General features: G+C 65.5%; 20 protein-coding genes. 5 read left to right on the top strand and 15 right to left on the bottom strand.

Annotated elements, in window-relative coordinates; all coding sequences use genetic code 11:
• Window positions 1-330: 330 nt before the first annotated feature.
• Window positions 331-1,050 (bottom strand): 7-cyano-7-deazaguanine synthase QueC, encoded by a 720-nt coding sequence (gene queC, locus XH92_RS23900; RefSeq protein ID WP_194454292.1) that lies wholly within the window; start codon window positions 1,048-1,050, stop codon window positions 331-333.
• Window positions 1,051-1,178: 128 nt separating this feature from the next.
• Between queC and mazG the strand changes: the two genes are divergently transcribed.
• Window positions 1,179-2,000 (top strand): nucleoside triphosphate pyrophosphohydrolase, encoded by an 822-nt coding sequence (gene mazG, locus XH92_RS23895; protein WP_194454291.1) that lies wholly within the window; start codon window positions 1,179-1,181, stop codon window positions 1,998-2,000.
• Window positions 2,001-2,055: 55 nt separating this feature from the next.
• Here the strand turns inward: mazG and XH92_RS23890 are convergent, their stop codons facing one another.
• The 10 genes from XH92_RS23890 to dusB all read right to left on the bottom strand — a co-directional run bounded on the left by XH92_RS23890 (window position 2,056) and on the right by dusB (window position 15,144).
• A complete protein-coding gene (locus tag XH92_RS23890; RefSeq protein ID WP_194454290.1) occupies window positions 2,056-2,565 on the bottom strand; it encodes a lipocalin-like domain-containing protein in 510 nt (169 codons plus the stop codon).
• A gap of 161 nt (window positions 2,566-2,726) precedes the next feature.
• On the bottom strand, window positions 2,727-4,097 hold the full coding sequence (mgtE, locus tag XH92_RS23885; protein ID WP_194454289.1) for a magnesium transporter: 1,371 nt from the start codon (window positions 4,095-4,097) through the stop codon (window positions 2,727-2,729).
• A gap of 158 nt (window positions 4,098-4,255) precedes the next feature.
• A complete protein-coding gene (locus XH92_RS23880; protein WP_194454288.1) occupies window positions 4,256-5,431 on the bottom strand; it encodes an FAD-dependent oxidoreductase in 1,176 nt (391 codons plus the stop codon).
• 44 nt (window positions 5,432-5,475) lie between these two features.
• Window positions 5,476-6,870 carry a GTPase HflX gene (hflX, locus tag XH92_RS23875; protein ID WP_194454287.1) on the bottom strand — a complete coding sequence of 465 codons (1,395 nt, stop codon included), beginning with the start codon at window positions 6,868-6,870 and terminating at the stop codon, window positions 5,476-5,478.
• 11 nt (window positions 6,871-6,881) lie between these two features.
• A complete protein-coding gene (hfq, locus tag XH92_RS23870; protein ID WP_006020546.1) occupies window positions 6,882-7,130 on the bottom strand; it encodes an RNA chaperone Hfq in 249 nt (82 codons plus the stop codon).
• Between the two features lie 368 nt (window positions 7,131-7,498).
• Window positions 7,499-8,869: a sigma-54 dependent transcriptional regulator gene (locus tag XH92_RS23865; protein WP_194454286.1), complete on the bottom strand. Its 1,371-nt coding sequence runs from the start codon at window positions 8,867-8,869 to the stop codon at window positions 7,499-7,501.
• 17 nt (window positions 8,870-8,886) lie between these two features.
• Complete coding sequence (locus XH92_RS23860; protein ID WP_194454285.1) at window positions 8,887-11,334, bottom strand: PAS domain-containing sensor histidine kinase; 2,448 nt, start codon at window positions 11,332-11,334, stop codon at window positions 8,887-8,889.
• Window positions 11,335-11,518: 184 nt separating this feature from the next.
• Window positions 11,519-12,961, bottom strand: coding sequence for a nitrogen regulation protein NR(I) (gene ntrC, locus XH92_RS23855; RefSeq protein WP_029084144.1), 1,443 nt, complete (start codon window positions 12,959-12,961; stop codon window positions 11,519-11,521).
• A 9-nt stretch (window positions 12,962-12,970) separates the two neighbouring features.
• Entirely contained in the window at window positions 12,971-14,146 is a 1,176-nt protein-coding gene (locus XH92_RS23850) for a nitrogen regulation protein NR(II) (RefSeq protein WP_163151507.1), read from the bottom strand.
• The gene (gene dusB / locus XH92_RS23845) at window positions 14,143-15,144 is read right to left on the bottom strand and encodes a tRNA dihydrouridine synthase DusB (RefSeq protein WP_194454284.1); all 1,002 of its coding nucleotides are present in this window, start codon (window positions 15,142-15,144) and stop codon (window positions 14,143-14,145) included. The genes XH92_RS23850 and dusB overlap by 4 nt, the downstream gene beginning before the upstream one ends.
• A gap of 286 nt (window positions 15,145-15,430) precedes the next feature.
• Between dusB and XH92_RS23840 the strand changes: the two genes are divergently transcribed.
• The 3 genes from XH92_RS23840 (at window position 15,431) to XH92_RS23830 (ending at window position 17,789) form a co-directional block, all read left to right on the top strand.
• On the top strand, window positions 15,431-16,627 hold the full coding sequence (locus tag XH92_RS23840) for a bifunctional 2-C-methyl-D-erythritol 4-phosphate cytidylyltransferase/2-C-methyl-D-erythritol 2,4-cyclodiphosphate synthase (protein WP_194454283.1): 1,197 nt from the start codon (window positions 15,431-15,433) through the stop codon (window positions 16,625-16,627).
• Window position 16,628: 1 nt separating this feature from the next.
• Window positions 16,629-17,228: a CinA family protein gene (locus XH92_RS23835; protein ID WP_194454282.1), complete on the top strand. Its 600-nt coding sequence runs from the start codon at window positions 16,629-16,631 to the stop codon at window positions 17,226-17,228.
• 171 nt (window positions 17,229-17,399) lie between these two features.
• Window positions 17,400-17,789, top strand: coding sequence for a BA14K family protein (locus XH92_RS23830; protein ID WP_194454281.1), 390 nt, complete (start codon window positions 17,400-17,402; stop codon window positions 17,787-17,789).
• A gap of 139 nt (window positions 17,790-17,928) precedes the next feature.
• Here XH92_RS23830 and XH92_RS23825 read toward each other — a convergent pair whose 3' ends face one another.
• From XH92_RS23825 to lipA, 3 genes are all read right to left on the bottom strand, one after another.
• The gene (locus tag XH92_RS23825) at window positions 17,929-18,387 is read right to left on the bottom strand and encodes a type II toxin-antitoxin system RatA family toxin (protein ID WP_194454280.1); all 459 of its coding nucleotides are present in this window, start codon (window positions 18,385-18,387) and stop codon (window positions 17,929-17,931) included.
• On the bottom strand, window positions 18,387-18,926 hold the full coding sequence (locus tag XH92_RS23820) for a DNA topology modulation protein (RefSeq protein WP_194454279.1): 540 nt from the start codon (window positions 18,924-18,926) through the stop codon (window positions 18,387-18,389). Before XH92_RS23820 ends, XH92_RS23825 begins: the two co-directional genes overlap by 1 nt.
• A 79-nt stretch (window positions 18,927-19,005) precedes the next feature.
• Window positions 19,006-19,965, bottom strand: a complete 960-nt coding sequence (lipA, locus tag XH92_RS23815) for a lipoyl synthase (RefSeq protein WP_194454278.1) — start codon at window positions 19,963-19,965, stop codon at window positions 19,006-19,008.
• A gap of 132 nt (window positions 19,966-20,097) precedes the next feature.
• On the opposite strand from lipA, the gene XH92_RS23810 reads away from it, so the two are divergent.
• A complete protein-coding gene (locus XH92_RS23810) occupies window positions 20,098-20,703 on the top strand; it encodes a DNA-3-methyladenine glycosylase (RefSeq protein WP_194454277.1) in 606 nt (201 codons plus the stop codon).
• 18 nt (window positions 20,704-20,721) lie between these two features.
• On the opposite strand, the gene XH92_RS23805 is transcribed toward XH92_RS23810, so the two are convergent.
• Window positions 20,722-23,589, bottom strand: coding sequence for a valine--tRNA ligase (locus tag XH92_RS23805; protein WP_194454276.1), 2,868 nt, complete (start codon window positions 23,587-23,589; stop codon window positions 20,722-20,724).
• Between the last annotated feature and the right edge of the window lie 172 nt (window positions 23,590-23,761).

Genomic DNA, 23,761 nt, shown 5'->3' with positions numbered 1-23,761 from the left:
CTTCACATCGACGTTCGCTCAACAGCTTGTTCGGTGTCATCGCCCGGCTCGACCGGGCGATCCAGTATTCCAGAGACATCGATGCTTGAGCCGAAAAGCCGCGGCGTACTGGATCGCCCGGTCGAGCCGGGCGATGACGGTGTGGGTGCCTCACACGCCGTCGTCTTGGCGAGCCGCGCCTTACACGATTTCGGAATAATAGAAGAGTACCGCTGAGTTGCCCGACGTGTCAAGTCGTCGTGTCGAACGCCGGCAGCCGCCGGCTACTTTGCATGGGGTTGTTTTCGATATTTTGGCTATGCGCCCCTGCAGACGGCTATCAGCCCGCGGTTACGGGGCGCCCTGCGCGACATATTCGCGCCAGCCCTTGGCGCGCAGGCTGCAGGCCGGGCATTCGCCGCAGCCGTAGCCCCAATCGTGCTGCGCGCCGCGCTCGCCGAGATAGCAGGTGTGCGAGTGCTCACGGATCAGGTCGACCAGCCCTGCCCCGCCGAGCTGGTGCGCGAGCCGCCAGGTCGCGGCCTTGTCGAGCCACATCAGCGGCGTGTGCAGCTCGAAGTCCCTCGCCATGCCGAGGCCGAGCGCGGACTGCAGCGCCTTGATGGTCTCGTCGCGGCAATCCGGATAGCCGGAATAGTCGGTCTCGCACATGCCGCCGATGATGTGGCGGATGCCGCGCCGGTAGGCCAGCGCCCCGGCGAAGGTGAGGAACACGAGGTTGCGGCCGGGCACGAAGGTGTTCGGCAACCCGTCCGCGCCCATTTCGATGGCGACGTCGCGGGTCAGCGCGGTGTCCGATATCTCCGACAGCGTTGGGATCGCCAGCGTGTGGCTGTCACCGAGCTTTGCCGCCCAGTCCGGCCGCAGAGCCTTGATGCCGGCCAGCAGCTGGTCGCGGCAGTCGAGCTCAATCGCATGGCGCTGGCCGTAGGTGAAGCCGAGCATCTCGACGCGCGCGAAGCGGTCCAGCGCCCAGGCCAGGCAGGTGGTGGAATCCTGGCCGCCGGAAAACAGCACCAGCGCGGTGTCGGAATTGTTCTGATCGGTCATGGAACGCGATTTAGCACCTGATGATGCCGCGGCCAATCCGTGGACAGTGCCGTGTTTCCGGCGTGTTTTGCTGGGATCAGCGGGGACGTTTTGGCATAAACCCAAGACCCCACTCGTGCCGGTGCCCCATGACCCCTTCCCGCGACATTTCCCGCCTGATCGAGATCATGGCCGCGCTGCGAACGCCGGTGACCGGCTGCCCATGGGATCTCGAGCAGAATTTCGAGACCATCGCGCCCTACACGATCGAGGAGGCCTATGAGGTCGCGGACGCGATCACGCGCGGCGATCTCGACGATCTGCGCGAGGAGCTCGGCGACCTGCTGCTGCAGGTGGTCTATCACGCGCAGATGGCGGAGGAGCGGAACGCCTTCGCGTTCGGCGACGTGGTCGAGGCGATCACGCGGAAGATGATCCGCCGTCATCCGCACGTGTTTGCCGACAAGGACGGCAATATCCAGCCCGCCGGCGTCAAGAGCGCCTGGGAGCGCATCAAGGCCGAGGAGAAGGCCGAGCGCGCCGCGCGGCGGCCGCCCGAGGACACCGCGCACAAATCCTTGCTGGCCAGCGTGAAGGCGGGCCTGCCTGCCCTGACGCGCGCGATAGAATTGCAGCGCAAGGCATCCACCGTCGGCTTCGACTGGAACGACCCGCGCGCGGTGCTCGCCAAGATCCGCGAGGAAGCCGACGAGATCGAGGCCGCGCTCGACCGCAACGACAAGGCCGAGATCGCGGAAGAGACCGGCGACCTGATGTTCGCGCTGGTCAACCTTGCCCGTCACGTCGACGCCGATCCGGAAACCGCGCTGCGCGCGACCAACGCCAAGTTCGAGCGGCGGTTCGCCTATATCGAGAAGGCGCTGGCCGCGAAGGGACGCTCGCTCGATGGTGCGTCGCTAGAGGAGATGGACGCGTTGTGGAATGAGGCGAAGACCGGTGGCCCGGCCTAGTGCACAATAGCGATCATCGGGACCACGCATCAGGACCAGGCGCCTCGCGCGCAGCCTATTCGACACGCTCCCAGACGTTGACCGCAACGATGTTCCCGCTGCCGATGGCACTCTTGAAGGGCTCGGATGTCCCCTGCACTCGATTGCCCTGGAATTCGAGATCCAGCGTCCTGACCATTCCGTTCCAGGACTGCATGCTTGACGTAGTTATGGTCATGATGAGCTTGTTGCCCTCTACGCGAAACGTCCCGCTATAGGCCGACATCGATCGGTGAAGCTCGGCGCGCTCGGCGTCAGTGGGATTGCGACCTTCCGGCGGCTTCCTGTTTGCCCCCGTGAGAATATTAGCGAAATGGCCTCCCTTGGTGAATATGAACATTGCATTCGGTAGCGCGCCGAAGGGCTGCGTGGTCTGCCCCGTTGCAACGTCTTTGGTTTCGATGCTGACGGCTTTCCATACCCCGACAACGGACTCTTGTGCGTTTGCGACGCCGGTTTGGAGAAGAATGATCACCGTCAACGCGACGATGCGCATCGCGGCGGCGTAGCTGCGGCTGAACTGCATTTCCACCTCCATTCGATTTGCGTGCTTGAAATGAATCAAGTCGAGACAACTCCGGCAGCCCGCACAGAGGCAGATCGGATCGCGCGCAAGACTGCACGAGAGGTGGATACTACATGCCGCGCGGCGGTGAGTCGAAGCTCGTGAGCCTCGTCAGCCGTGGCTCACAACAACGTGCCGCGCAAAATAACCGCTGCCACCCCGAAATAGATCACGAGGCCGGTGACGTCGACCAGCGTTGCGACGAATGGGGCGGAGGCGCTCGCCGGGTCGAAACCGATGCGCTTGAGGATGAACGGTAGCATCGAGCCGCACAGCGAACCGAAGGTGACGATGCCGACCAGCGCGGCGCCGACGGTGGTGGCCACCAGCACCCAATGCGGGCCGTAGTCGAACAGGCCGAGCGTCTGCCAGAGCGTGATCCTGATGATGCCGATCAGGCCGAGGATGGAGCCGAGTACGATGCCGGTCGGCAGTTCGCGCACGGCTACGCGCCACCAGTCGCGCAGCCGCACCTCATGCAGCGCCAGCGAGCGGATCAGGAGCGAGGTGGCCTGCGAGCCGGAGTTGCCGCCGGAGCTCATGATCAGCGGAATGAACAGCGTCAGCACGATCGCCTTCTCGAGCTCGCTCTGGTACGACTGCATCGCCGTTGCGGTCAGCATTTCCGACAGGAACAGCGCGCACAGCCAGCCGGCGCGCTTCTTGATCATCTCGCCGAAGCCGATCCGCAAGTAAGGCTCGTCGATCGCTTCCATGCCGCCGAACTTCTGGGCGTCCTCGGTCGATTCCTCGACGATCGCGTCGATGACGTCGTCCACCGTGACGATGCCGAGGATATGGCCGGGGCCGTCGACGACGGCGACCGCGAGCAGATCGTAGCGCGAGATCAGCCGCGCCGCCTCCATGCGGTCCGCTTCAGGTGCGATCATCAGCGGTTTCCGCGCCGGCGCCGCGGTGAGCACGTTGGCATGCGGATCGGCCGAGATCAGCCGGCGCAGCGGCACGGCCTGGATCAGCGTCTTCTTGACCGGGTCGATCACGAAGATCGAGTAGACCGTCTCGCGGGTACGCTCGACCATCCGGATGTGATGCAGGACCTCGGCGATGGTCCAGTTCGAGGGCACGCTGACGAATTCGGTCGTCATGATGCTGCCGGCGCTGCGCTCGGGATAGGCCAGCAGTCCCGAGATGACGTTGCGGGTATCCGGATTGAGGCCGTTCAGCAGCGTGGTGCGCAGCGGCTCGACCAGCTCCTTGAAGATGTCGGCGGCACGGTCGTCGGAGACGCCTGACAGCAGCGAGACCGCGGTGTCCTTCGGCAGCTCGGCCAGGATCTCGCAGGTGTTGTCGAGCCCGGGCAGGTCGAGCACCTCGATGGCCTTCTCGGCCGGCAGCGATTGCAGCAGCTTTGCGGCATCCGCCGGCTCCCGGGCATTGAGGGCATCGACGATCTCGGGCGCCCGCACATGGGCAAGATCCCCGTGCTGGCCGGCGAGCGTGTCGTGGGTGATGGTGTCGCTGGTGTCCTGCATCGATCGGCCTCGGCATTGCGTCCAGCAGCGCAATGAACCAAGGCGGCGCAGATTTCAAACGGAAAGTGCGGCGGCACGTCGCAGGCGCGGTCGAGTGAGGCTGCGTCACGGCGCCGTCATATTTCGGGAGATTGCGAGGTGCCGTGCCGGATGGCCGGTCAAGCCCGGCTGAACAATCTGGCGGCGTCTTCCACCGCCTGGCGCGCGGCGGCGAGGTCCGGTGTTTCGTTGTCGTCGTTGAAGCCGAAATAGTCGTTTTCGCCGACCGGCTGAACGACGATGCCGTCGCGCCGGCCGAGGACGCTGAGGTTGCGATAGAAGACGCCGTAATTGACGTCCGGCTGGGGAATGAGCCAGGCGATCTGGCCGCGCACCGGAACGATACTCTCGTCACGGAACAACGCACGGGCACCATAGCCGGTGCAATTGATAATCACGGTTTCGCGGAGCTTCGAAAGATCGGACGGCGCGTGCAGCTCGATCGGCACGAAGCGCCCTCCGGCCCCCTGAAACTCCGTCTCGAGCTGACGGTAGAGATCCGTGACGTTGTAGGTGAGCGAGGCGCTCTTCCAGGCGTATGGCGCGGGAAACGGATTTGATCCGGCGGCCAGCAAGTCCCATCGCGGCGTGAGCGACCTGATCCGGCCGCGCAGTTCGAGGAATTTCTTCTGCCCCTCGCCCGCGTCATGCTGACGTCGGTGAGGACGGCCATCGGCGTCGGGCGCATCGTCGGAAAGCAGATAGCGATCCGTCCATTCGATCGGATTGCCGGCGACGCCGAGATAGCTTTGATGGGTGGTAAAGGTCGCGCGCGCCATCCGCTCCCAGCGGCCGGCAAAATCGGGCGCGACGTCCGCTTCCATCGCGATCCGCGAATCCGGTGACCAGTCCCCGGTCGCACGTGCCGAGCGCACCTGTGGGAAGCGCTCCTTGGCGTAGATCGTGACGGTCGCGCCCATCCTCTGGGCCGTGATGGCGGTCGTCAGACCGATCGCGCCGGCGCCGAGGACGGCGATGTTGCGCGCGCTCAATTGCAAGGCGAGCGGCACGGCTTCCTGCGCGGCGCCCCAGGACAGCGACCAGCCGCTGCCGCCGTGTCCGTAATTGTGGACGACATATTTCGTGTCGATCCATTCCGCCTCGATGCGTGGACCTGAGGCGCGGAACGGCCGCAGGCATACGGTGACGCGAAACATGCGGTCCGGACGCGCAAGGACCGGGCGGAGCGCGGGGGCGTCGACGAAAGCAGCGTTGTCGGCGACCGCACGCGCTGAGATGCCCGCGACCGCAGCGCTCGCCAGGCCGCCGCCGAGAAATGCTCGCCGGTTGAACATCGATCCCCCTTCGATCCCCCTTGCCGCCGCGGACTTCCGGGACGCTACGTCCCGTGCGGCAGAGCATCGAATCGTGACATGACGATGTCGCGCTTGGTCTCGTCGACGCGCACGGTCATGTCGAAGCGCTCGCCGTTGAGCTGCTTGTTCAGCACCTCGGCATTGCGATGCAGCCAGCTGATGCCGGCGCCGTCGGCGGCGTCGATCGAAAGATTGAGCGTGATGCGCTTGGCCGCGAGGCGATCCTCGATCGCGGTCAAGAGTACGTCGATCCCCTCGCCTGTTGCGGCCGAAACCAGGAAGCACGGCCGCTCGGGCGGCCGGCGCGCGGCGATGTTGCGCAGATTGTCCCGCTCCTCGGGGTCGAAACGGTCGATCTTGTTCCAGACCTCGATGATGCGCTGGCCGCCGTCGGCGTCGGGATCGATCCCGAGCTGATGCAGCACGCCCTCGACGTCGCGCTCCTGCGCTTCCGCATCCTCGTGGGAGATGTCGCGGACATGCAGGATGATGTCGGCTTCCAGCACCTCCTCGAGCGTGGCGCGGAACGCGGCCACCAGCTGGGTCGGCAGGTTGGAGATGAAGCCGACGGTGTCCGACAGCATCGCCTTGCCGCCATGCGGCAGGTTGAGCGCGCGCAGGGTCGGATCGAGCGTCGCAAACAGCATGTCGGCGGCCTGCACGTCGGCCCGCGTCAGGCGGTTGAACAGGGTCGATTTGCCGGCATTCGTGTAGCCCACCAGCGCCACCACACGATACGGCACGCGCTGGCGGCCGGCGCGATGCAGCCGCCGCGTCGCCTGCACCTTCTTCAGCTCGTTCTCTAGCTTGGTGATGCGTTCGCTGATCAGGCGGCGGTCGGCCTCGATCTGAGTCTCGCCGGGGCCCCCCATGAAGCCGAAGCCGCCGCGCTGCCGCTCGAGATGGGTCCACGACCGCACCAGTCGGCTGCGCTGGTAGTTGAGATGGGCGAGCTCGACCTGCAGCGCGCCCTCCTTGGTCTTGGCGCGGCGGCCGAAGATTTCCAGGATCAGGCCGGTGCGGTCGAGCACCTTGGTGCTCCAGGCCTTCTCGAGATTGCGCTGCTGGATCGGCGACAACGCGCAGTCCATCACCACGAGCTCGACCTTGTCGCCGGCGACGAGGCCGTTGATCTCCTCGACCTTGCCCTTGCCGAGATAGGTCGCCGGCCGGATTTGGCTGATCGGTGCGACGACGGATTCCACTACGGTAAGGTCGATCGCACCGGCGAGGCCGGCGGCTTCCTCGATCCGCGCTTCATAGTCGCGGACAGAGGAATCCGTTTGCGCATCGCCGTCGCCACGGCGCGTGCGCAGGTACGGGCCGATGACGATCACCCGCCCGGTGCTCAAGTCCCCCGCCGACCCGGGCCTAGACTTGGCCCGGTCGGCGCCCCCTTCACGATTGAAGGGTTCCAATCAGTTCACTCTCAAGCCGGTGCGTCCTCACCACCTTCGAACAGCTGAATCGGAGCTCCGGGCATGATGGTCGAGATCGCGTGCTTGTAGACAAGCTGCGAGTGACCGTCGCGCCGCAGCAGCAAGCAGAAATTGTCGAACCATGTGACAATGCCCTGCAGCTTTACCCCGTTCACCAGAAATATCGTCAGTGGCGTTTTTGTTTTACGAACGTGATTAAGGAAGGTGTCTTGTAGATTTTGTGCGCGGTCTGCCGCCATTGTTTTTGTCCCGCAAGCTTGTGCTTCTTTTTATTGAACCGGTTGCGGCTCTCTGACGGAGCCTCCTCCGGCTGCCCACCTGCCCTGAGATCCCCCTCTGGCAGGCGTAGCGGTAGGATTAGAGGCCACGCGCGGTTTTTAGGCAAGCCGGTTCGCGGTGCAGTCCGTAGGAACACGGTGGCAATTCTAAGAACGTGCAAGGAAAGAGACGAATATTCTCGTGGAGAGTGGATAAATCCCCCGGTTGTGCCGGCCCTGCCCTCGCCTTGCTCGGCAGCCCACCCGATCCCTGTCTGCTTCCCCCGGCGGGTGCCCCGCCGAGGCATCGCGCCGGGCCGCCTGTGTTCGCCGGCCCAGGCGTATCGGGGTCAGCCGACTCCGAGCGCCTTCAGCTTGCGGTGCAGCGCCGAGCGCTCCATGCCGACGAACTCCGCGGTGCGTGAGATATTGCCGGAGAAGCGGCTGATCTGGGCGATCAGGTAGTCGCGCTCGAACACCTCGCGGGCCTCGCGCAGCGGCAGGCCCATGATGTGCTCGCCATTGTTGGAGGTCGGCATCGCCGGCACCATGGAGCCGACGTCCTGCGGCAGCATGTCGGCGGTGATGATCGCCTCGGGGCCGCCGCCGGCCAGGATCATCACGCGCTCCACGTTGTTGCGGAGCTGACGGACGTTGCCCGGCCAGACATGCGACTGCAGCACGGCCATCGCGTCCTGCCCGATCTGCCGCTTCGGCAGGCCGGTGGCCGCCGAAATCTGGTCCATGAAATAGTCGATCAGTTCGGGGATGTCCTCGCGGCGCTCCGACAGCGGCGGCACCCGGATCGGAACCACCGAGAGGCGATGATAGAGATCCTCGCGGAAACGGCCCGCCGCGATCTCCTCCTCGAGGTTGCGCGCCGTCGAGGAGATGATGCGGACGTCGACATGGACCTTGGCGGTGCCGCCCTGGCGCTGGAAGGTCTGATCGACCAGCACGCGCAGGATCTTGTTCTGGGTCTCGCGCGGCATGTCCGCGATCTCGTCGATGAACAGCGTGCCGCCATGCGCTTCCTCGAGCGCCCCGGCCTTGCGCTGCTGCTCGCCGTTCGATCCCTCGATGCCGAACAGCTCGAGCTCCATGCGCTCCGGCGTGATCGCGGCCGCATTGATCACCACGAACGGCCCCTCGGCGCGTCCCGATGCATGATGCAGCGTGCGCGCGGCGAGTTCCTTGCCGGCGCCGGACGGACCGACGATCAGGATGCGGCTGTTGGCCTTGGCGGCGCGGTCGATGGTCTGGCGCAGCTGGTTCATGCAGGCCGAGCGACCGGTCAGGACGCTGGCCGCCGGGGCCAGCTGCTTGAGCTCCTTCACCTCGCGCTTGAGCCGCGAGGTCTCCAGCGCCCGCGTCGCGACCAGAATCAGCCGATCCGACTTGAACGGCTTCTCGATGAAGTCATAGGCGCCGCGCTTGATCGCGGCGACGGCGGTTTCGATGTTGCCATGGCCGGAGATCATCACCACCGGCAGATCGGCATTGTCCTTCTTGATCTGCTCGAGCAGTTGCAGGCCGTCGAGCTTGGAGCCCTGCAGCCAGATGTCGAGGAAGACCAGGTTCGGGCGGCGGTTGGCGATCTCGGCAAGCGCCGAATCGCTGTCGCGCGCGGTGCGCGTGGAGAACCCCTCATCGTCCAGGATACCCGCAACGAGGTCACGAATGTCAGCTTCGTCGTCGACAATCAGAATGTCACTTGCCATGGGTTACACCTGCGTTGTCAGTCGCCCGTCGCGGCTTTGATTTTTGGCTCTTGGCTTCTTGGCTCTTGCGCATTTGGCTCTTGGTTATTTGCTTCTTGGATTTTTGGTTCATGGTTGGTCGCCTGTGCCGGGCCGTTGGTCGGCTCTTCCGGCGGATTTTTTTCACTGTCGGGGTCGGTTGATTCCGGTTTCACGTCCGGCTTTTGGTCCTTGCTCTCAGGCTTGTTCTCCGGTTTGGCCGCCTGGCCCGTGACGGAAAAGCGCAGCCGCATCCAGGCACCGCGCTGGCCCTCGCGGAAATCGGATGCGTCCTTGAGCTCGATGCGGCCGCCATGGTCCTCCAGAACGCGGCCGACGATCGCAAGGCCAAGCCCCGTGCCCTTGGCCCGCGTCGTGACATAGGGCTCGAGCAGGCGCGCGCGGGCGACCTTGGGCAGGCCGATGCCGTTGTCGACGACGTCGATCAGGATGTCGTCGCCCTCGCGCTGCGCCACGACGTCGATGCGACCCTTGCCGAGCTCCTCCGGCGGAACCTGCTCGATCGCTTCGGTCGCGTTCTTGATGATATTGGTCAGCGCCTGCGAGATCAGCCGGCGGTCGAACTTCGCGGGCAGCGGCGACTGCTTGATGTCGGCCTCGATGTCGAGATCGGGATGCGCGACCTTCATCAGGAACACTGCCTGCTTAACCACGTCGGCGACGTCCTCGCCCTCGATCACGGGCTTCGGCATCCGCGCAAAGCGCGAGAACTCGTCGACCATCCGCCTGATGTCGTCGACCTGGCGCACGATGGTGTCGGTGCACTGCTCGAAGATCGACTTGTCCTTCGCCTCGGTGATGGTCTTGCCGAACTTGCGGCGGATCCGTTCGGCCGAGAGCTGGATCGGGGTCAGCGGGTTCTTGATCTCGTGGGCGATGCGGCGGGCGACGTCGCCCCACGCCGAGGTGCGCTGCGCGGAGACCAATTCGGTGATGTCGTCGAGCGTGATGATGTAGCTGTCGCGGGACTGGCTGGTCTGCTCGGCGGAGACGCGAACCGACAGATTGCGCTCATTGCCGTCGCGCAGGATCGTCACCTGGCCCTGCACCAGGCGTTGCGTGCCCTCGCGCGCGGTCTTCATCATCTCGTCGAGCTCGGGCAGCACGTCCGACAGCGGATGGCCGAGCGTCTCCGACTCGGCGTGCCCGATCAGCTTTTCGGCCGAGCGATTGAGCACGCCGATGGTGCCCGACGCATCGACCCCGATGATCCCTGCGCTCGCCGACGAAAGCACCGCTTCGATGAAGCGGCGGCGGCTGTCGATGGTCTCGCTGGCGTCGACCAGCTCGTTGCGCTGGGTGCGCAGCTCCTGGGTCATCTTGTTGAAGATTTCGCCGAGCAGCGCGAGGTCGCTCGCCGATTTGTGCACCGGCACCTGGACATTGAGGTTGCCGGTCGAGACCTCGCTCGCGGCGCCCATCAGCTGCCGGATCGGCGACACCAGTCCGTTGGCGAAGTTGAGGCCGATCAGCACCGAGGCCATCAGGATGGTCAGCGCGATCACCGCGAACATCAGCGCGAATGCCACCTGGATGCCGAGCCTTCGGGTCTCGAGCTGGGCATATTCGGCGGCGCTGGTCTGGGTCTGCTTGAGCTGGGCGACGACCGCCGGATCGAGCAGCCGCGCCACATACAGGAACATGTCGTCATAGGCCCGCAGCCGGACCACGGAGGCGACGTAGTTTTCCGGAAACACCGAGATCTTCGGCTCGGTCTCGTTGATGTCCTTCAGGATATCCGGCGGCGGCGCCTCGTAGTTCAGGCGGACGCCGGTCTCCGCGCTGGCGACGATCTTGCCGTCCTTGTCCATCAGCACCGCGACCGGCAGGTTTCGCGACTCGGCGCCGGCCGTCATCAGCTGCAGGAACGTCATGCGATCCTGGTCGTAGAGCGGCCGCGCATGGGCGAGATCGTTGGCCATCGCCAGCGTGTCGCCGTTGATGAGCTGGGCGTGCTCCTGCATGTAGGCGCTGGCGATCGTCAGCGAGTTCTGGATCACCTGCTTGGTGGGGCCCGAGAACAGCCGGTCGAGGCCGCGCTCGATGGTGACGTTGGCGACGATCGACACCAGCACGGCGGGCAGCACGGCGATCACCGAGAACAGGCCGACGATCTGGACGTGCAGCCGCGCTGCCGCCCGGCCCCGCCGCCTCGCCTGCACCATCTGCCAGACTTCCCGGACGATGATGCCGACCAGCAGCAGGATCGTGGCGGCGTTGATCATCAGGAAGGAGCGGACGACCTCCGAGGTCGGCTCGATCGGGGTCAGCCCGGTCAGCACCACGAAGGTCAGGAAGGCCGACAGCAGCGCGATGGCCACGGCGAACGGCGCCAGCCAGCGCCGCAGCGGGAAGCCCCGTGCCTCTGCATTAGGCTCGGCCGGGGGCGCGTGTAACGTTGAAGCGGTTGTCTCTGCGCTGGTCATACCGGCAATTGAGCTGAGTGCGATCGCCCGCGGGAATTGCGAATTGATGCAATCATATCACAATGTTGCCGAATTGCGACATTTCCGCGGCGCAAACGCTGGTGCGGCGCCGTGTCCTCAAAACCATTTGTGACTACTCAATAACGGCAGCTAGGCTTGAAGCGAGGAGCCCGCCCCGGCGCCCTTACCCGCCGCTCCGGTAGACCTGGATATCGAGGTCACGGATCTTCTTGCGCAGCGTATTGCGGTTCAATCCGAGCAGGTCGGCGGCCCGGATCTGGTTGCCGCGGGTCGCCGCCAGCGCGGCGGTGAGCAGCGGGATCTCGATCTCCTTGAGGATGCGGTGATAGAGGCCCGGGGGCGGCACGCCGTTCGGGAAGCCGGAGAAGTGCGAGGACAGATAGGCCTCCACGGCACCGCCGAGATTGTCGACGCCGACAGTCGCGGTGCTCCCGGAGGTGACCGCCGGCGGGGCCAGCTCGCCGTCGATGACCGAGGCCGTGATGACGTCCTGCGGATAGAGCGCGGCGAGCCGCCGGGCGAGGTTCTCCAGCTCGCGGACGTTGCCCGGCCAGCGGTGCTGCTTGAGCCGCTCCAGCGCCTGGGTGTCGAGCTTCTTCGGCGGCAGACCGTCCTTCTCGGCGAGCGAGAAGAAGTGCCGGATCAGGTCGGGCAGATCCTCGATGCGCTCGCGCAGCGGCGGCAGCCGCAGCGGCACCACGTTGAGGCGGAAGAACAGATCTTCGCGGAACAGACCCTGCTGGATCAGGATGCGCAGGTCCTTGTTGGAGGCCGCGACGATGCGCACGTCGGTCTTGATCGGGGTGCGGCCGCCGACGGTGGTGTATTCGCCTTGCTGCAGCACGCGGAGCAGCCGGGTCTGCGCCTCCATCGGCATGTCGCCGATCTCGTCGAGGAACAGCGTGCCGCCCTCGGCCTGCTCGAAGCGGCCGGAGGCGCGGGTGTTGGCGCCGGTGAACGCGCCGCGCTCATGGCCGAACAATTCGGACTCGATGAGGTCGCGCGGGATCGCCGCCATGTTGACCGCGACGAATGGGCCGTTGCGGCGCCGGCCATAGTCGTGCAGCGCGCGGGCGACCAGCTCCTTGCCGGTGCCCGACTCGCCGGAGATCATCACGGTGAGGTCGGTCTGCATCAGCCGCGCCAGCACGCGGTAGATCTCCTGCATTGCCGGCGAGCGGCCGACCAGCGGGATCGAGTCGAACTCACCGTCGTCGGCGGGACTGGATACCCGCTCCTTCGGCTCGGCCAGCGCGCGGCCGACGATGGTGATCAGCTCCTTCAGGTCGAACGGCTTCGGCAGATATTCGTAGGCGCCGCGCTCGGAGGCGCGGATCGCGGTCATGAAAGTGTTCTGCGCGCTCATCACGATGACCGGCAGATTGGGCCGCATCTTCTTGATGCGCGGCAAGAGATCGAACGCGTTCTCGTCGGGCATCACCACGTCGGTGATGACGAGATCGCCCTCGCCCTGGCTGACCCAGCGCCATAGCGTGGCGGCGTTGCCGGTCAGGCGGACCTCGTAGCCCGCGCGCGACAGCGCCTGGTTCAGGACGGTCCGTATGGCGGTGTCGTCATCGGCGACAAGTATGCTACCTGCGGGCATTGTTGTTCCTCATCGTGCGTCCTGAGAGGCAGGCGAGGACGTACCCGGAACGTCATCGCGGTTGCTATGGTCGTGTTGCTTGGCGGCGCTGTACATCGGCATCAGCACGCGGAAGGTGGTTTTGCGCGGCTGCGACTCGCATTCGATGATGCCGCCGTGATCGCCGACGATCTTGGCGACCAGCGCGAGGCCGAGCCCGCTGCCGGTCTGCTTGGTGGTGACGAAGGGATCGAACAGGTTCGGCAGCAGATCTTCCGGCACGCCTGAGCCGTTGTCCTTGACGCAGAACTCCAGCGGCAGCGAGACCCGCGATTTCTTGCCCGGCACCGACAGCCGCACCCCCGGCCGGAATGCCGTGGTGAGGTGGATCTCCGCATCGGTGCCGAGATCGGCGACCGCTTCGGCCGCGTTCTTCACCAGGTTGAGGAACACCTGGATCAGCTGGTCCTGATTGGCGAGCACCGGCGGCAGCGACGGATCGTAGTCCTCGATGAAACGGACGTTGCGGGCAAAGCCCGACTGCGCCAGCCGCTTCACATGGTCGAGCACGGAATGGATGTTGACCGGCCCGCGCGCCACCGGGCGGTCGTCGCCGAACACTTCCATGCGATCAACCAGCGTCACGATGCGGTCCGCCTCGTCGCAGATCAGCCGCGTCAGCAGCCGGTCCTCGGAGGAGGCCTGCTGCTCCAACAGTTGCGCGGCGCCGCGGATGCCGGACAGCGGGTTCTTGATCTCGTGGGCGAGCATCGCGGCCAGCGCGATCACCGAGCGCGCTGCGCTGCGATGGGTGAGCTGGCGGTCCATCTTGTCGGCGATGGTCCGCTCCTGCAGCATCACCACGATATGCCCGGGCCTCTCGGTCAGCGGCGCGACATGCAGGTCGACCTGACGGTCGCCTCCGATCCGCGGCGTGCCGAGATCGACCTTGTATTCGTTGACCGGGGAGCCGCTCGCCCGCACCTGCTCGATCAGCGCCAGCAGCGGGCTGCCGAACGGCACCAGCTCCTTCAGCGACTGCCGGCGCAAAAACTGCGTCGAGATCTCGAAGAAGGATTCGGCGGCGATGTTGGCGTCGACGATCCGCCCGTCGGGCGCGACCAGCAGCACCGGATTGGGCAGCGCGTTGAGGATAGCCTCGCCGTCGGTCGGCACGGGCCGGCGGAATTCCATGGCTGACGTCATGCGGCAGCACTCCAGGCAAAATCGTCGTAGGCGTCCTCGAGCGCGCGATGCACGCTGGACGGCTGCTCGGAGGTCAGGATCGCCTGCCGCCAGCTCTTCAATGTTGCCGCCGGTGCGCAGCTATAGGCGGCAGCGGTCTCCAGCGCCCAGCCGAGATGCTTGCGCGCATGCCTGAGCCCGACGCGCAGGCCATAATGGCTGCAGACCTCATCATAGAGCGCGCGAACATGCTTGAGCTGCTCGGCGAGCGACGGCGCAGCCTCGGCAACCCCGGTCTCGAGCCGGCGGCCGATCTGGCCGGGCAGCCAGGGCTGGCCCTGCGCGCCGCGGCCGATCATGACGGCGTCGGCGCCCGACATCTCCAGCGCATCGACCGCCCGGTCGAACGAGGTGATGTCGCCGTTGACCACGACCGGGATCGTGACGGCATCCTTGACCGCGCGCACCGCATTCCAGTTCGCTTCGCCCTTGTAGAACTGGCAGCGGGTGCGGCCATGGACGGTGATCATCTGCACGCCTGCCGCCTCGGCGCGGCGCGCCAGTTCGGGCGCATTGAGCGAGCGATCGTCCCAGCCGAGCCGCATCTTCAGCGTCACCGGCACCTTGACCGCCGACAGCGTCGCCTCGATCAGCCTCACCGCGTGGTCGAGGTCGCGCATCAGGGCCGAGCCGGACTGACCACCGGTCACGTGGCGCGCTGGGCAGCCCATGTTGATATCGATGATGTCGGCGCCGGCGCCCTCGGCGATCCGCGCACCCTCCGCCATCCAATGGGTTTCGCAGCCGGCGAGCTGGACCACATGCGGCCCGATTCCCGCTGCCTCACAACGCAGCTTCGACATCGGCTTGCCGTTCACCAGATCGTCGCTGGCGGTCATCTCGGAGACGACGAGTCCGGCGCCCAACGTGGCAGCGAGTCGCCGGAAAGGCGCGTCGGTAATGCCGGACATGGGCGCGAGGAGAACCCGGTTGGCGACAGCAATATCGCCTATCTTCAATGGGTTACGAGGAGTACTTTGCACGCCGGTCACAACCGTCTCGTCGTTCTGTCAGCCACGCCATTGCAGCTGACGTCGTCTATTCTGCGCACAATTCTTGTGCAGTCAAGGCTCATGCCTACGGTTTAGACATTCCTACCACCAGTGCAAGTGCACTGCAACAAAATCTGCTTTTCCCACAGTCATCGGCAAACGCTCTGTTTTTGCGCAGCGGTCATGCTAAGGGCTGTGCGCGGCGGTCCCCCGCCGCTCCCCTCATCCCCGATTCGTCTGTCACTGGTTCAAAATGCCGAAGCCTGAGCGTACCGCAGCCATCCTTGTCGCAGCCGGCCGTGGACTGCGCGCCGGCGCAGGCGGACCGAAGCAATACCGGACGATCGGCGGACAGACGGTGATCTACCGCGCCATGGAGGCGTTCTCCGGACATCCCGACGTGTTTGCGGTGCAGCCGGTGGTCAATCCTGACGATGCCGCGCTGTTCGATGAAGCGGTCGCAGGCCTCCGCCATCAGCCGCCGACGCCTGGCGGCGCGACCCGGCAGGCCTCGGTCCATGCCGGGCTCGAGGCGCTCGCCAGCGAGAAGCCCGACATCGTGCTGATCCACGATGCCGCACGCCCCTTCGTCACTGCAGCCGTGATCTCGCGCGCGATCGCTGCGGCCGGCCGGACCGGCGCTGCGATCCCCGTCATTCCCGTCACCGACACGATCAAGCTCACCGGCGATACCGGCGATGTCGAGGCGACGCCGGAGCGCGCGCGGCTGCGGATCGCGCAGACGCCACAGGCATTTCGTTTCGACGTAATATTGGAGGCGCATCGTCGCGCCGTGCGCGAGGGCCGCAGCGATTTCACCGACGATGCCGCACTTGCTGAATGGGCGGGATTGACCGTTGCGACGTTTGAAGGCGAAGCTGCCAACATGAAACTCACCACACCCGAAGACTTCGTGCGCGAGGAAGCGCGGCTCGCAAGCCAGCTCGGCGACATCAGGACCGGCACCGGCTACGACGTGCATGCCTTTGGCGACGGCGACCATGTCATGATCTGCGGCGTGCGCGTGCCGCACACGCGCGGCTTCCTGGCGCATTCCGACGGCGATGTCGGGCTGCATGCGCTGGTCGACGCGATCCTCGGCGCGCTGGCCGACGGCGACATCGGCTCGCACTTCCCGCCGAGCGACGCCAAGTGGAAGGGCGCCTCCTCCGATCAGTTCCTGAAATACGCCGTCGAGCGCGTCACCGCGCGCGGCGGCCGGATCGCCAATCTCGAGGTGACGCTGATCTGCGAGCGGCCGAAGATCGGCCCGCTGCGCGACACCATGCGGGCGAAGATCGCGGAGATCTCCGGCGTCCATATCTCGCGCGTCGCGGTCAAGGCCACCACCAGCGAGCGGCTCGGCTTCACCGGCCGTGAGGAAGGCATCGCGGCGACCGCGAGCGCCACGGTGCGATTGCCCTGGGATGATAAAGGCTGGAGTGCCTGACATGGGCGGCAGCGACGCTCGTGCCCTCTCCCGCTCGCTGCTAGACCTGTGCCGGATGCGCAAGCTGACCATCGCGACCGCCGAGTCCTGCACCGGCGGACTGGTCGCAGGCGCGCTCACCGACATCCCCGGCTCGTCCGACGTGATCGACCGCGGCTTCGTCACCTATTCGAACGAGGCCAAGCGGGTGATGCTCGGCGTCAAGGCGGCAACGCTGGAGACGTTCGGCGCGGTGAGCAAGGAGACCGCGACCGCGATGGCAATCGGCGCGCTGGAAAAGGCCGGCGTCGACCTGGCGGTCTCGATCACCGGGATCGCGGGCCCGGGCGGCGCGACGCCGGGCAAGCCGGTCGGCCTGGTGCATTTCGCCGTCGCCGCGCGCGACGGCCGCATCCTGCATCGTGAACAACGTTTCGGCGCGATCGGTCGCAGCACGGTGCGGCAGCGCTCGGTGGTCGAGGCGCTCCGCATGTTGATGGAGCTCGCGCGCCCGCCGCAGGCCGCCAAGCCGCGCCGCGAGGCCGCCAGCCGGTTGCGGCCGCGTGTGGCGCGGTCGCCGCGAAGCCACGCCGCGAAACGCCGGCGACCGCCGCGCGGATAGGCTTGCGCAAGTCGAATCGCGCGCGGCCAACGCTGCACCACCCTGAGTCAACTGCGACCCAGTGCCGCCTATCGCAGGTGGAACTGCGACGTCGCTTCGCCGTTTTCTATTGTTCCAACTCTGCTGTTTGAATTGTTCTTCCAAACAGCAAAATCCCACAACAAGGAGAAAATGATGAAGTTGGGAACTTTGGTCGTGGCGGCAATCACCTCAGGCGCCATGACGCTGTCGACTGTTGCCCCCTCGTTTGCCGCACCGCTCGCGCCCGCACGGCTGCGGGACCAGCCGACCTCCGTCGAGCACGTGCAGTATCGTCACTGGCATGGCGGCCCGCGTTACGGCTATCGCGGCGGCTACTACGGTCATCGTCATTATCACGACGGTGGCAACGCCGGTGCAGTCATCGGCGGGCTAGCAGCGGGCGCGATCATCGGCGGCGCCATCGCGGCGAGCCAGGCCAAGGCCAACAACGACGCCTATTGCTCCCAGCGTTTCCGCACCTACGACCCTGCTTCGGGCACCTACATCGCCTCCGGCGGCGTACGTCGTTCCTGTCCGTAAGTCACATTTCTTCTCGTCGTTGCGAGCGAAGCGAAGCAATCCATCGCACCGCGTGCGGAGGTACGGATTGCTTCGTCGCTCCAGCGCAAAATTGCCCTGCAATTTTGTCGCGGGCTCCTCGCAATGACGGAGACGTTGGCTAGGCCGGCTTGCCGTAGACCTGATCGGCGCGCTTCTCGAACGCGGCGGCAAAGCGCGAGAATGCGGCGTCGAACATCGAGCCCATCAGCATCGCCAGCATCCGGCTCTTGAATTCGTAGTTCAGGAAGAAGCCGACGTCGCATTCGATGTCCGACTTCGGCTCGAAGCTCCAGCGATTCTCCAGATTACTGAACGGGCCGCGCAGATATTCGACCAGGATCTTCAGGTTGGGCCGGTCGAGCGTCACCCTGCTGGTGAAGGTCTCGCGCACCAGCTTGAAGGAGACCGTCATGTCGGCGACCACGACCTCGGTGCCGTCGTCCTTGGGCGTCCGCTGGCGGACCTTGAGCGCCTGGCACAACGGCACGAATTCGGGATAGCGCTCGACGTCGGCGACCAGATCGAACATTTGAGGTGCGGTGTGGCGGACCCGCCGCTTGCTTGAGAATCGTGGCATCAGTGGATACTCGCACGGTTTCGCTGGAGTGCGAGGCGCTTCAGGTAATCGTCCGCCTGGGCCCGATCAGTGAAGCAGACCAGCGATTGATCGGCGCGCAGTCCTGAAAAATATTCCATCAGCTTCGGCCGCTGCTGCTGGCGATAGGTCCAGACATAACGGAAGAATTCCAGGTCGATCTTCTCCGGGCAGCCTTCCGCCATCTCGGGGCGGACCTGGCCGTAGCTGCCGGCAATGCGCCTGATGATTCCGAGCATGCAGGCCGAGCGCGGCAAGTCGAACCAGATGATCGTATCCGAGAGCTCGCGACGCAGTTCACCTGCACCGCTCGCCGTGTAGTTCCCATCCATGATCCAGCGCGGCGCCTGCGCCGCTTCGATCATGCGGCGCTGGAATTCCTCCTTGTCGGACCCGACCCAGCCCGGCTTCCAGAACAGCGCATCGATCGACACCGTCGGAATGCCCGTGATCTCGGACAGCCGTCGCGCAAAGGTCGACTTGCCGGATCCCGACGATCCCATCACCAGCACGCGTTGCATTGGTCCCGTCCAAGATTCGGTCAAGGCTCGATCAGGCAACGGCGCGTGACGGCGCCGGCCTCCTGCCGTCAAAAAAAATCTAGCGGCCGCGGGCCGTGCGAGCCGCCTGCAGTTTGGCAAAATCCTCGCCGGCATGGTGCGACGAGCGCGTCAGCGGGCTCGCCGACACCATCAGAAATCCCTTGGTATAGGCGACACGCTCGTAGCCGGCGAATTCGTCCGGCGTCACGTAGCGCATCACGGCGTGATGCTTGCGGGTCGGCTGCAGGTACTGGCCGATGGTCAGGAAATCGACGTCGGCCGAGCGCAGATCGTCCATCACCTGCAGCACCTCGTGCCGCTCCTCGCCGAGACCGACCATGATGCCCGATTTGGTGAAGATGGTCGGGTCCATCTCCTTGACCCGCTGCAGCAGCCGGATCGAATGGAAATAGCGCGCGCCGGGACGGACCGTCAGATAGCGCGACGGCACGGTTTCCAGATTGTGGTTGAAGACATCGGGCTTGGCCGCGACCACGCGCTCGAGCGCGCCGTCCTTGCGCAGGAAGTCCGGCGTCAGGATCTCGATCGTGGTGGTCGGGCAGCGCGCGCGGATGGCGCGGATGGTCGCCGCAAAATGCTCGCCGCCGCCGTCGGCGAGATCGTCGCGATCGACCGAGGTCACCACGACATGGGTGAGCCCGAGCTTGGCGGTCGCCTCCGCGACGTATTCCGGCTCGCTCGCCTCGAGCGCGCTCGGCATGCCGGTCTTCACGTTGCAGAACGCGCAGGCGCGGGTGCAGGTGTCGCCCATGATCATGAAGGTGGCGTGCTTCTTGTCCCAGCACTCACCGATATTGGGGCAGCCCGCCTCCTCGCACACCGTGACGAGGCCGTTCTCCTTCACGATCCGCCGCGTATCTGCATAGCCGCGCGTGTTCGGCGCGCGAACCCGGATCCAGTCCGGCTTCGGCGGCGACACGGCATCCGGCCGGTTCACCTTTTCGGGGTGACGTGGGCGGAGCTGAGTGGTGGAGATGGTGTCGACGATGGTGACCATAGGTGCCTGCAAGTCGCGAGAGACCTTAGCTAATCGGTGTTGATGCGGCTCGCAACCCGCCCTGCGACCCTAGCAGATCAGCCCAGATATTGGCAGTCTTGCGGTCCGTTCCACGCCGATTCCTACCTCAAAATGGCTCAAAAACCCCGATCGACCCGCGCGACCGCGCCGCGCCTCGGCAAGGCGCTGAAACGCTCGTTCTTCGACCGCAGCGTCCATGAGGTCGCGCCCGAGCTGATCGGCGCGACCTTCCTGGTCGGCGGCGTCGGCGGCATCATCACCGAAGTCGAGGCCTACCATCACACCGAACCCGCCGCCCATTCGTTCAACGGACCGACCCCGCGCAACCAGGTGATGTTCGGCCCGCCCGGCTTCTCCTATGTCTACCGCTCCTACGGCATCCATTGGTGCGTCAATTTCGTCTGCGAGGAAGCGGGCTCGGCCAGTGCCGTGCTGATCCGCGCGATTGAGCCGACCCATGGGCTCGCCGCGATGCGCCGGCGGCGCGGGCTGGAGGATGAGCGCGCGCTGTGCTCGGGGCCGGGCAAGCTGTGCGAGGCGATGGGCATCACCATCGCGCACAGCGAGTTGCCGCTGGACCGGCCGCCGATCGCGCTCCACGCGCGCACCGAGACGCCCGACATCGTCACCGGGATTCGGATCGGCATCACCAAGGCCGTCGAGCTGCCCTGGCGCTACGGGCTGAAGGGGTCGAAATTCCTCAGCAAGCGGTTCTGAGCGTCACAGCGTTATCAGCTATGACGCCTTCTTCAGCAGTTCGATCGCCTCGAGAATCTTGGCCCGCCGCTCTTGTGCCGCCGCGCGCTTTTCCTTCTCTTCCTCGACGAGCTCTTCCGGCGCGTTGGCGACGAACTTCTCGTTGGACAGTTTGGCGTCGACCCGCTTGATGTCGGCGTCGGCCTTGCCGAGCTCCTTCTCCAGCCGGGCCCGTTCCGCCGCAAGATCGATCACGCCCTTCAGCGGCAGCGCGACGACTTCGCCGCGCACCAAGAGCTGCATGGCGCCTTCCGGCGCGGAGGCCGCGAAGGAAATATCCGATAGTCGCGCCAGGCGCTTGATGGTGTCGTTCCAGCGCTGGGCACGGTCCCGCGTCTCGTCGGAGGTGGTCACGATCACCAGCGGCGTCAGCGTCGACGGCGGGATGTTCATTTCCGCCTTCACCGACCGCATCGCGGTGACGAGATCGACCACCCAGCCGATCTCGGCTTCCGCCGCGGGATCGCTGAACTCGTCGGCGTCGAGCGCGGCAATGACCGGTGGAATGATCGGATCGACGACGGGACCAGCGGTCGCGATCGCCGCCAGCTGCTCGCCGGTCACGCCCGATTTGCGCGGCCAGGACGCCAGCACCAGGAGGCCGTCGCGCTTTGCCGTCACCGCCCACAGCTCTTCGGTGATGAAGGGCATGAACGGATGCAGCAGCTTGAGGATCTCGTCGCGGGTCCAGGCGATCATGGCGCGGGTCTCGGCCTTGGCGGCGCCCTCCTCGCCCATCAGCACCGGCTTTGCGAGCTCGAGATACCAGTCACAGAACACGTTCCAGACGAAGCGGTAGATCGCGCCGGCCGCGTCGTTGAAGCGATGGTCCTCGATGGTCTCGGTCACCTCGCGGGTGACACGCGAGGTTTCGTGCGCGATCCAGCGGTTCAACGTCTCCTTGGCGCCCTTCGGATCGAAACCGTCCGGCTTGACGCACTCGTTCATCTCGGCGAAGCGGCAAGCATTCCAGAACTTGGTCGCGAAGTTGCGATTGGTCTCGACCAGATGCGGCGATAGGCGGATGTCGTGGCCTTGCGCCGCCTCGCGGGTCAATGCGAAGCGCAGCGCATCGGCGCCGTATTCGTCGATCACGCCGAGCGGATCGATGACGTTGCCCTTCGACTTCGACATCTTCGCGCCCTTCTCGTCACGGACGAGACGGTGGATGTAGACGGTCGAGAACGGTGCCTCCTTCATGAAGTGGAGGCCCATCATCATCATGCGGGCGACCCAGAAGAAGATGATGTCGAAGCCGGTGACGAGCGTGTTGGTCGGATAGTAGCGCGCGACTTCGGGCGTATCGTCCGGCCAGCCCAGCGTCGAGAACGGCCACAGCGCCGACGAGAACCAGGTGTCGAGCACGTCTTCGTCGCGCGTGATGAAGCCCTCGCGCTTGGCGGGATCGGTGGCCATGTCGTGGCCCTGCTCCGGCGTGATGACTTCCTGCTCGACGTAATAGCCGAGCGCGTTGCCGACCGCTTCTTCCTCGGTCTCGGCGACGAACACCTTGCCGTCGGGTCCATACCAGGCCGGGATCTGATGGCCCCACCAGAGCTGGCGCGAGATGCACCAGGGCTGGATGTTCTCCATCCACTCGAAATAGGTCTTTTCCCAGTTCTTCGGCACGAAGGTGGTTTCGCCCGAGCGCACCGCCGCGATCGCCGGCTGCGCCAGCGTGTGGGCATCGACGTACCATTGGTCGGTCAAATAGGGCTCGATCACGACATCGGAGCGGTCGCCATGCGGCACCATGTGGGTGTTCGGCTCGATCCGCTCGAGGAAGCCGAACTCCTCCAGCCGCGCCACGATCTTCTTGCGCGCCGCAAAGCGCTCGATGCCATGAAACTCCGCCGCGAACTCGTCGGCCCCCATCGGCAAGCCGCGCAGATAGTCCTCGTTGCCGGTGAGGCTGAGGCAGCCTTCCTGATCCAGCACGCTGACCTGCGGCAGGCCATGGCGCTTGCCGATCTCGAAGTCGTTGAAGTCATGCGCCGGCGTCACCTTGACCGCGCCCGATCCCTTCTCGGGATCGGAGTAGTCGTCGGCGACGATCGGAATCTTGCGACCGACCAGGGGCAGGATGACGTGCTTGCCGACCAGATCGGTGTAACGCTCGTCGTCCGGATGCACCGCGACCGCGGTGTCGCCGAGCATCGTCTCGGGACGCGTGGTCGCGACCACGATGAACGACTTCGGATCGTCGGGGCTGAAGCTGCGGCCTTCGATCGGATAGCGCAGGTACCAGAGACGCCCCTTGATCTCCTTTTGCACCACTTCGAGATCGGAGATCGCGGTGAGCAGCTTCGGGTCCCAGTTGACCAGGCGCTTGTCCTTGTAGATCAGGCCCTGGCGATGCAGCTCCACGAACACCTTGACGACGGCGCGCGACAGGCCCTCGTCCATGGTGAAGCGCTCGCGCGACCAGTCGCACGACGCACCGAGGCGCTTGAGCTGGTTGACGATGGTGCCGCCGCTTTCGGCCTTCCACTGCCAGACCCGTTCGAGGAACCTGGCGCGGCCCATGTCGCGCCGGCCCGGTTCCTGCCGTTCCATCAGCTGGCGCTCGACCACCATCTGGGTGGCGATGCCGGCATGGTCGGTGCCGGGCTGCCACAGCACGTCGCGGCCGCGCATCCGCTCGAAGCGGCACAGGATGTCCTGCAGCGTGTTGTTGAGCGCGTGGCCCATGTGCAGCGAGCCGGTAACATTCGGCGGCGGGATCACGATGGTGAAGGGCGCGGCGTCCTTGCGCTCTGGCCGGCCGGCCTTGAACGCACCGCTCTCCTCCCAGATCTGGGCCATCCGGTGCTCGATATCGGCGGGCTGGTAGTTTTTCTCGATCATGACAATGCGCTGTGGACCATGGGGAAAGGGTAGAAAGCCGCCAGAACGCACCAAGTCAACCGGACCGGCAGGTCAAAATGGCTTTGATCGCGTTTTCGGGCGAAGCGGACACCGGTTCGCGTGAAGAAAACGCGTCAAAACAGCGAACTGGCGTTTCGGCCCTGTCCTATCA

The sequence above is a fragment of the Bradyrhizobium sp. CCBAU 53421 genome, assembly GCF_015291625.1.
Taxonomy (GTDB): Bacteria; Pseudomonadota; Alphaproteobacteria; order Rhizobiales; family Xanthobacteraceae; genus Bradyrhizobium.
This window is presented reverse-complemented; position numbering and strand designations above follow the sequence as displayed.

Coding starts and splice junctions, on each gene's coding strand:
- XH92_RS23840 (WP_194454283.1), top strand. CDS start 15,431: ATGCCGAAGCCTGAGCGTACCGCAGCCATCCTTGTCGCAGCCGGCCGT.
- XH92_RS23850 (WP_163151507.1), bottom strand. CDS start 14,146: ATGACGTCAGCCATGGAATTCCGCCGGCCCGTGCCGACCGACGGCGAG.
- lipA (WP_194454278.1), bottom strand. CDS start 19,965: ATGGTCACCATCGTCGACACCATCTCCACCACTCAGCTCCGCCCACGT.
- XH92_RS23880 (WP_194454288.1), bottom strand. CDS start 5,431: ATGTTCAACCGGCGAGCATTTCTCGGCGGCGGCCTGGCGAGCGCTGCG.
- ntrC (WP_029084144.1), bottom strand. CDS start 12,961: ATGCCCGCAGGTAGCATACTTGTCGCCGATGACGACACCGCCATACGG.
- XH92_RS23805 (WP_194454276.1), bottom strand. CDS start 23,589: ATGATCGAGAAAAACTACCAGCCCGCCGATATCGAGCACCGGATGGCC.
- XH92_RS23810 (WP_194454277.1), top strand. CDS start 20,098: ATGGCTCAAAAACCCCGATCGACCCGCGCGACCGCGCCGCGCCTCGGC.
- XH92_RS23860 (WP_194454285.1), bottom strand. CDS start 11,334: ATGACCAGCGCAGAGACAACCGCTTCAACGTTACACGCGCCCCCGGCC.
- queC (WP_194454292.1), bottom strand. CDS start 1,050: ATGACCGATCAGAACAATTCCGACACCGCGCTGGTGCTGTTTTCCGGC.
- XH92_RS23835 (WP_194454282.1), top strand. CDS start 16,629: ATGGGCGGCAGCGACGCTCGTGCCCTCTCCCGCTCGCTGCTAGACCTG.
- XH92_RS23890 (WP_194454290.1), bottom strand. CDS start 2,565: ATGCAGTTCAGCCGCAGCTACGCCGCCGCGATGCGCATCGTCGCGTTG.
- XH92_RS23825 (WP_194454280.1), bottom strand. CDS start 18,387: ATGCCACGATTCTCAAGCAAGCGGCGGGTCCGCCACACCGCACCTCAA.
- XH92_RS23830 (WP_194454281.1), top strand. CDS start 17,400: ATGATGAAGTTGGGAACTTTGGTCGTGGCGGCAATCACCTCAGGCGCC.
- XH92_RS23820 (WP_194454279.1), bottom strand. CDS start 18,926: ATGCAACGCGTGCTGGTGATGGGATCGTCGGGATCCGGCAAGTCGACC.
- XH92_RS23865 (WP_194454286.1), bottom strand. CDS start 8,869: ATGGCAAGTGACATTCTGATTGTCGACGACGAAGCTGACATTCGTGAC.
- hfq (WP_006020546.1), bottom strand. CDS start 7,130: ATGGCGGCAGACCGCGCACAAAATCTACAAGACACCTTCCTTAATCAC.
- mazG (WP_194454291.1), top strand. CDS start 1,179: ATGACCCCTTCCCGCGACATTTCCCGCCTGATCGAGATCATGGCCGCG.
- mgtE (WP_194454289.1), bottom strand. CDS start 4,097: ATGCAGGACACCAGCGACACCATCACCCACGACACGCTCGCCGGCCAG.